At 35.9% G+C, this 6,308-nt stretch carries 4 protein-coding genes; all 4 read right to left on the bottom strand.

Translation table 11 applies throughout. The features are described 5' to 3' along the window. A partial coding sequence (locus NEOC84_RS00735) for a helix-turn-helix domain-containing protein (protein ID WP_166154352.1) occupies nt 1-540 on the bottom strand: 540 nt, incomplete at its 3' end. A gap of 141 nt (nt 541-681) precedes the next feature. Next, nucleotides 682-2,148, bottom strand: a complete 1,467-nt coding sequence (locus NEOC84_RS00730) for a DUF294 nucleotidyltransferase-like domain-containing protein (RefSeq protein ID WP_166154350.1) — start codon at nt 2,146-2,148, stop codon at nt 682-684. 368 nt (nt 2,149-2,516) lie between these two features. Beyond that, a complete protein-coding gene (locus NEOC84_RS00725; protein ID WP_166154348.1) occupies nt 2,517-4,715 on the bottom strand; it encodes a tetratricopeptide repeat protein in 2,199 nt (732 codons plus the stop codon). Nucleotides 4,716-4,729: 14 nt separating this feature from the next. Then, nucleotides 4,730-6,112 carry an F-box-like domain-containing protein gene (locus NEOC84_RS00720; protein WP_166154346.1) on the bottom strand — a complete coding sequence of 461 codons (1,383 nt, stop codon included), beginning with the start codon at nt 6,110-6,112 and terminating at the stop codon, nt 4,730-4,732. Between the last annotated feature and the right edge of the window lie 196 nt (nt 6,113-6,308).

Genomic DNA, 6,308 nt, shown 5'->3' with positions numbered 1-6,308 from the left:
ATTAATAGTGCCTACATAATAGGTATCTTGAGATAATAAATAGCCTGGATGTTCAGTTTCAATTTCGCCATGTGCTTCTTTTTCTTCCTTGGCTTTTTCAAGAGCTTTTAGTTGGTCCTCTGTTAATATCATTTCTTCCTGAGCCATTTTAGCTTCCAATGCTTTGAGACGTTTTTGAAAGGTCTCAAGATTGTATCTAAGCCAAACAGAACGCACACCTCCTGGCGAAATGAAAATCCCTTGTTTCTTAAGCTCGTTACATACTCTTAACTGACCATAAGCAGGCTTTTGAAGAGCAAAATCAACAACAGCTTTTTCTATAGATTCGTCCACCCTATTTTTTATACAGGGTTTTTTACGTGTCATATCCTGAAGAGCTGCTTCTCCACCTGTTTCATAAAGTTCTTTGAATCTATAAAAGCTATCTCTAGAATATCCCATCATCTTACACGCCTGGGATACATTTCCTAATGTTTCAGCTAGCTTTAAAACACCAAGTTTATTTTTTATAACTTTTTGATGAGTTGCTAAATTTGACATTTTGACACTCCTTATTGGTTTAAGTCGCTCACTTCAACTTCCCTGCTGTCACTTTTAATGAGCGGCAGGGCTTCAAGCTTCGCGACTTATAAATTGTGTTTCCTTTATTTTTATCACAAATGTCAGATTAAGTCCTACCTATTACATCTTAAGGCGCATGAATAGCGCAATGCTCATCCAATCTTTTAACTTATTAGCTGCACCCTCCGTTGTAATCCCTAGTTGGTTTAGTTTATCAATTCTAGTAAAGGTTTGGAAAGCTTGTACTTTGTTAAGAAGAGCTAACCTATCTAAAGCTAGATGAGGAAAACGATAAAGATCATTTTTAACTTTAATAAGCATCCCATGTTTTCCTATGTCACGCATTCCTGGATCAAAAGCCGTCATATCCTCTTGAACTAGGTGTTGCTTGGCTAAGTACTGGCGAAGTTTAAGGCCTTCTTGATAACGTGTATCGAGCTTTTCTTGAAGTTTTTGTCTATATTGTTCTATTAGCTTAGGATTACCTAGTAAATGAGTAAAATTTAAAAGCTCCATAGGAAGATGAGGCTCTTTTTTATGCCACCATTCCTCATCCTTATCTTGGGCAATATATTGGGCCATTTTTTTAGGTGTTTGGATAAGTTTAAATTTGCCATTACCTAAAGGAGTTTTACAGCCTTTTCCTTCTACTCCTGCTCCATCAAAAGCAAAGCCTCGTGGCGTAGTGCCATCGAAAAAGCCTATTTCTTTTAAGCAAGGAATATTTAAAGCAGGAAGGATAGTTTCGCCTAAGTTGATGACTTTCAAGTGAATTAGATTAGTAAGATTTCTAAAATACTTCTTATTTACGTCGTTATCTTCTTTTATAAGAATGCCAAATTCTAAGTCAGAATAAGGGGTCATTTCTTCCCTAGCTAAGGAACCAAAGCCTATCATGGCATATTCGCAAGGTGCCGGGCCTAAAACATCAAGCGCCTGATTAACTAGTGAGCTAAAAAAAGCCTTTATATCCTGAGCGATCTTACCGTAAAGCTCTTTCACTTCCTGGAAAGAAGGATTTTTTGATAAATTGCAAATTTGCTTCTCTATTTGGCCTCTAAAATCCTTTAATTTTAGCCGGTTATCTTCAAATTGCTTCTTAATCAGACCATAGTCTAAAAGTTTTCCTTCGTAAAGTTCACTCATTAGGTTTTGAATTTTAGCAAGCTTTTCTCTAAGAATTTCATGCCTCTCAGCAGAAGCTAAATGCAGCGCATAATTGTAAAGCCCTGCAGCCTGAAGTAATGTTTCGGTTGTACCTTTTTCCTGATAAATATCTCCTAGTTTTTCTATACAATATGCTTCTTGGACTAGCTTTTCTGCGCAAACTTTTTCGCGCAGAGGGTTGTTCTTTTGAATAGCAAGCTTTAAACCTATCCTGTAAATGTCTTCTGCTAAAGCGCTGCTTTCAATTAACTGCTTCCATTCTTTACATATGAGCTTAGCTTGGCACATATCTCGTAGTTTTAATTTTTTGAATATCTTTAAAGCAATTTCTGCATATACTGACGTATCGCCTAGAGGAGAAATAGAATTGTTAAAGGCAGGAAATATAAGAGGATGGGTATTTAAGCTCTCTGAAATCATAAGGATTATCTTTTTTACTCAATTTTATTAAAAATTTAAATAAGCATTAGCATTATTTATAGTTTTTATACTAGCTTTTTAGCCTACTAGGCTGAAAAAAACCCTATCGCATCTACCTTTTCTTTTGCCAACTTAGCCAAGTTTCTTACAGACTTAATCCTTTGTACATGATTAATCAAATTCAATCACTTCATATTTTTTAGATCAGGCAATCGGCAAGGTAACCATTTGATTGCTAAGGGGTTTTAAAAATTTTACTGTTATCTCCACTTGCTTTATAAAAAGTTCTTAGAGTTACGTTTTTCTTTATTGTTGAATGGTTATCTTAACGAGGCCTTATATGCAAGGTTACATTCTCATTTTCTAAGTCAACTTAAGGCTTTTCTTCCCGTTAACTTATCTCGCCTCTTATGATAGTAGTTTGTTTTTACAAAAGTTGTGGAAACCAGTAATTTGAGCACTTGCAGATCAGCATTAATTGCTGCTACCTCGGGATAATGAATACCGTGTGCTGCAATACTGCTTCTAAGAGCTTTTTTAGTATATTCAGCTGTTTGTTTTATATTTCCTTGCTTTTCGTATATTTTGCCTAAATTACGGTAATCTTTAACTATCTCTGGATGATTTTCTCCATAAAGTTTAAGATCAATTAATAAAGCTTGATTGATACATTCAGCTGCCCTCTCTAATTTCCCTTGCTCGTAGTAAATCGTTCCTAGATTACTATAATCACATGCTAAAGCAGAATGGTTGGCACAAAAAATCTTAAGATCTATAGTGAGTGCTTTCTTGACATATTTAGCTGCTTTTTTTAAATCTCCTTGTGTTTTATAAATTGTTCCAAGATTATTGTATCCTGCTGCGACATCAGGATGATTTTCACCAAACAGCTTAAGGGTAAGGACAAGCGATTTTTTGACATGCTCAGCAGCTTTTTTTAAATTTCCTCGATCTTGGTAAATCATTCCCAAGTTGTTGTAATAGCCTGCTATTGTAGAATGATTTTCGCCAAAAAGCTTAAGGTCAATTGCCAACGCTTTTCTAATATATTCTGTTGCCTTTCCCAAATCTCCTTGATCGTGATAGGTTTGTCCCAAGTTGTTGTAATAGCTAGCTACTGTAGAGTGATTTTCTCCAAAAAGCTTAAGGCTAACTTCAAGGGCTTTTTCGATATGCTCAACTGCTTTTGCCAAATTTCCTTGGTCTTTGTAAATCATCCCCAAATGGTTATAACTATTCGCTACGCTAGAATGAATTTCACCATATAGCTTAAGTCCAATTGCCAGCGCTTTCTTAATATATTCAGTTGCTCCGTGTAATTTTCCTTGAGCTTGGTAAATCGTTCCCAAATTGGCGTAACTGCTTGCCACATTGGGGTAATTTTCACCAAATAAATTAAGTACACTCATGAGGGCCTTTTTAACATGCTTAGCTGCTTCGGGCAAATTTCCTTGCTCTTTATAAATCATTCCCAAATTGTTATAATTTCTTGCTAAATTGGGATGATTTTCACCGAACAGTTTACGAACTATAAAAAGGGCTTGTTGGTGATATTCAAAAGCTTCTTGTAATTTCCCTTGCGCTTGGCAAATTTGTCCCAATCCAGTGCAATAGCTTGCTACCGTAGGATGAATCTCACCATATCGCATTATACCAATTTTAAGCGCTTTCTTAACTTTATTAGCTGCTTTTTGTAAATTTCCTTTGTCTTGATAGATATGCCCTAAATTATTGTAATAAACCGCTATAGCAGGATGATTTTTTCCGAACAGTTTAATAAATATCTTAAGTGCTTTTTGGGTATACTCAGCGGCCATCGCTAAATTTCCTTGCTCTTTGTAAATCATTCCAAGATTATTGCAATCTCTTGCAATAGTAGGATGTATTTGGCCATAAAGATCATTGTCAATGGTTAATGCTTTTTGGGCATACTTAACGGCTTTATCTAACTTCCCTCGATTTAGGTAAATGTTTGCAAGAATATTTAATACTTGAGATTTTTTTGGGGCTGCTTTTTTTGCTAGCCTATACCAGTCTTTAGCTTCATCAAGTTGAAAAAGCCTTAAAGCTATATCTCCTTCTGTCTGAGGTAAGTTATCCTCTAAATCTGATAATTTCAAGCTTTCTTCATTGCCTGCTAAAAAGCCTTGCATAGCATGATAGAAGGGAATAAAAATTCGATAAATTTTTTTCACCTTTTCTACTGCTTCTGGATCTAGTACAAGCTGCTTTTTTATAAATTCCGGATCTTCAAACCCGAAGGGCTTAATGAGAGGATTCATTATTTCTCGTTGAGCTTGATAATGAGAATAGGTTTTAAAGCGCATGAACAATGTTATACTCATCCACTCCTGTAGTTTTTTAGTAGCATTCTCCGTTATAACCTTTAGCTTGCTTAGCTGATTAATCCTATTAAATGTATCTGCAGCTGCTACCCCTTTAAGAAGGGCTAGCCGATCTATAGCCAGATGAGGAAAGCGATAAAAATCATTTTTAACTCGGAAAAGCATACCCTGCGTCTCTAAATAGCCCATTCTTGGATCAAAAGTCTCCATATCATCGTGCACGAGGTGTTTCTTGGCTAAATATTGGCGGAGAGTAAAGCCTCCTTGATAAGGCGTATTGAGGTTTTCTTGAATTTTTTAGCATATACCTCGGTTAACTCTCCGTTACCTAACAAATGAGTAAAAGTTAAAAGCTCCATGGGAAGATGAGGCTCTTTTTCATGCCACCATTGGCCTCCCTCATCCCTAGTGATGTATTGGGCCATCTTTTCAGGAGTTTGAATGAGCTCAAATGTCTGACGATTGCCAAAAGGTGTTTTACAGCCTTTTTCTTCTACTCCTGCTCCATCAAAAGCAAATCCACGTGGCGTAACTCCATCAAAAAAATCTATGGCTTTAAGGCAAGGAATATTTAAAGCTGGCAGGATGGTTTCTCGTAGATTAATGACTTTTAAGTGAATCAAAGTAGTCAATCGCTTAAAATACTCTCGATTTATTGAAGTATCTTCTTCTATAAGAATACCAAACTCTAAATCGGAATAAGGTGTCATCTCTTCTCTAGCCAAAGAGCCAAAGCCTATCATGGCATAATCGCAAGGCTCTGCGCCTAAGGTGTCGACACTCTGCTCTACAAGAACTTTAAAGAAAATTTTTACGCCTTCAGCAATGTCATGATAAAGAGTTTTTACCTTCTGAGGAGAAGGATCCTCTAACAAGCATTGGACTTGTTCCTCTATTTGATATCTAAAGGTTTTTAACTGTTGGCGGTTGCCCTTGAATTGCTTTCTGATTAGTTTAGAACTTAAAGGCTTTCCCTCGCACAGCTTGATTAGCAAATTTTCGACTTTTAATAATTTTTCTTTAATATCCTCCTGTTTATACGCAGAAGACCGAAGAAAAGCATAATTATAGAATCCTGCTGCTTGAAGAAGAGTTTCTTGAGTTCCTTTTACGATATAAATATCGCCTAATCTTTCTATGCAAAAGCTTTCTGCGATAAGATCTTCATTTTTAACGGCAAGTTTTAAAGCTTGCGTGTAGGCTTTTTCTGCTTTATCAATATTGCCTTTTGATAAAATGGCATCTTTTTCTAGGAGCTTCCTTATTTCATCACATGCTAAATCCTCAAAAGAAAGGAGAGTTTGTTCATAGATAGCTGGCGATAGGGAGACTAGGGAGCTGAAGCTTTTAAAGGCTACATTCTTATCCTTAAGATTACCAGGTTGGTTTTTGTTAGTGATTTTAGATTTAAAACCATTAGGACAAATTTTTTTCCATAAATCAGTCGCTTCTACAACTTGTTTCCATTCTTTACATACTAACCTTACACGGCATAGATCTGGAAGTCCAAGTTCCTGGCATATCTTTAGATCAATTTTTCCATAGGTAGGTGGTTTATCTTTTTTCCCTTGCCATTCAAAAGATCTCTCAGACTTAATGGAAGAAGTCTCTGAAATCATTAATATAACCGCCTTTCATAAAAATTAATAATATTTGCCCATTGTGAGTTGTAGCGTAGCCATCATTTATTACTTTTTCTTACCACTTTCCTTATATCCCACAGAGGACCGCAGCAGATGAGGGCCGAATATAAAGGTTTAATATTTTTAAAAATAAATTTAATGCAACAAGCTTTTATTGAAATGCTATGAACCT

Source organism: Neochlamydia sp. AcF84 (assembly GCF_011087585.1).
In the GTDB taxonomy this organism is placed as follows: Bacteria; Chlamydiota; Chlamydiia; order Chlamydiales; family Parachlamydiaceae; genus Neochlamydia.
Note: the sequence above shows the minus strand (reverse complement) of the source record. Positions and strands in the feature narration are given on the sequence as shown.